Genomic DNA, 1,554 nt, shown 5'->3' with positions numbered 1-1,554 from the left:
TCACCTTTGTGAGGTGAGGACCATGCGCAGGAGCTGGGAGACGTTGCCGGCGTCCATCTTGGCCATGATGCTGGCGCGGTGGACCTCGACAGTGCGGACGCTGATCGAGAGACGCTCGGCGATGGCCCTGTTCTGCCGTCCCGCGACGAGCTCGGCCAGGATTTCGTTTTCCCGCGGGGTCAGCCCGCCGAGCTTCTGGCGCACCAGACGGGCCTCGGCCGCGCCAGGCCCCGCGTGCGCCGCCGCAAGAGCCGTGCGGACGGCCGCGAGCAGGGTTTCGGCGTCAAACGGCTTTTCAAGAAAATCCGCCGCGCCGCCTTTCATCGCCTCGACCGCCAGCGGGATGTCGCCGTGGCCGGTCATGACGATCACCGGCAGCAGGGCCCCGCCTTGCTTCAGCCGCGCCAGAAGCTCCATGCCGCCGACCCCAGGCATGCGCACGTCGGTCACGACGCAGCCGGGCCCGACGCCCGTTGCGGTCCAGGAATTGCCGCCAGATGATTTGCCGCTGGATGATTTGTCGCTGGACTTGTCGCCCGATCTGGCCCGGGACGCTCCGCCGACAGATTTGGCGGCAGACTCGGGGACAGATTTGGCCTCGAGGCCAGCGTCGAGCGCGGCAAGGAATGCCGCCGCCGACTCATAGGCGCGCGCGTCATAGCCGTTGAGGCTCAACAGCAGGCTCAACGAGTCCCGCACCGCCGCCTCGTCGTCGATGACGTGAACCATCGCCGCAGCCATGGGCGATTCACACGGCTCGGACAGCGGTTTGGACGCAGGTGCTTTGGACGCAGGTTCTTGGGGCGCAGGTTCTTTGGGCGGGAGTGCTTGGGGCGCGGGTTCCATGGGGCCAGCCTCGGGTCGGCGGACGGATCGCCCGCTCGCGGCGAGGGGCCCGGCGGCCCCCCAAGCCGATGTATAGGCCAAGTCTCTCACGCGAAGAAGCCCCGCGCGCGAAGACGCCTGTCCCTCCGTGACCCCCCCCCAAAAAAAGCGCGCCCAAAAGCAAAGGCTGGCCAAGCGAAGCAATCTTGCCAAGTGAAGGGGCGCCAAGCGAAGGGGCGCCCTGGAGCCGGGGGTCGGCTCCGAGCTTCGCGCGGCTTTGGTCAGGCCGGCCGGGCCAAGCCAGTTGGGTCAGGCCGGGAAAAAAGCTCGGCCACCTGCTCGGGGCTGAGGCACAGCCGGATCGCGTCCGGAGTGACGACGATCGGCGCGGCGATGAGGCTCGGATGGTCTTCCATCGCCTCAATCAGATCCTCGTCGGAAAGACGCGGATCGTCGAGATGCAGGATGTCGTAAAGCGGATCGTCCCGCCGCAGGAAAGCGCGAACGCCAGCCCCCGCAGCCCCCGCCAGCCGGCGCAAAAGACGCCGTCCCGGAGGATCCCTGTCGCTATGGATCACATGCGGCTCAAGCCCCGCCGCGCGGATGACGTCCAGAGCCTGAAGCGATAGCCGGCATTCGTCATTATGATAAACCACAACTTCCATGGAATTACTCCTGCCCCGCCCCCGCCAAATCCAAAAAAAACAAATTGATACGTGATGAAAAGGG

At 66.4% G+C, this 1,554-nt stretch carries 2 protein-coding genes; both read right to left on the bottom strand.

Features of this window, described 5'->3' with window-relative positions; genetic code table 11:
• Entirely contained in the window at positions 1-741 is a 741-nt protein-coding gene (locus tag BM177_RS20995) for a response regulator transcription factor (protein WP_091686921.1), read from the bottom strand.
• A gap of 365 nt (positions 742-1,106) precedes the next feature.
• Positions 1,107-1,490 (bottom strand): ArsC/Spx/MgsR family protein, encoded by a 384-nt coding sequence (locus BM177_RS19300; protein WP_091686919.1) that lies wholly within the window; start codon positions 1,488-1,490, stop codon positions 1,107-1,109.
• Between the last annotated feature and the right edge of the window lie 64 nt (positions 1,491-1,554).

Origin of the sequence: Methylocapsa palsarum (assembly GCF_900114285.1) — a bacterium.
In the GTDB taxonomy this organism is placed as follows: domain Bacteria; phylum Pseudomonadota; class Alphaproteobacteria; order Rhizobiales; family Beijerinckiaceae; genus Methylocapsa; species Methylocapsa palsarum.
The sequence above is the reverse complement of the archived record's forward strand: the minus strand, read 5'-3'. Positions and strand labels throughout refer to the sequence as shown.

What these genes read in the sequence shown, in the direction of transcription:
- BM177_RS19300 (WP_091686919.1), bottom strand. Translation starts at nt 1,490, where the DNA reads ATGGAAGTTGTGGTTTATCATAATGACGAATGCCGGCTATCGCTTCAG.
- BM177_RS20995 (WP_091686921.1), bottom strand. Translation starts at nt 741, where the DNA reads ATGGCTGCGGCGATGGTTCACGTCATCGACGACGAGGCGGCGGTGCGG.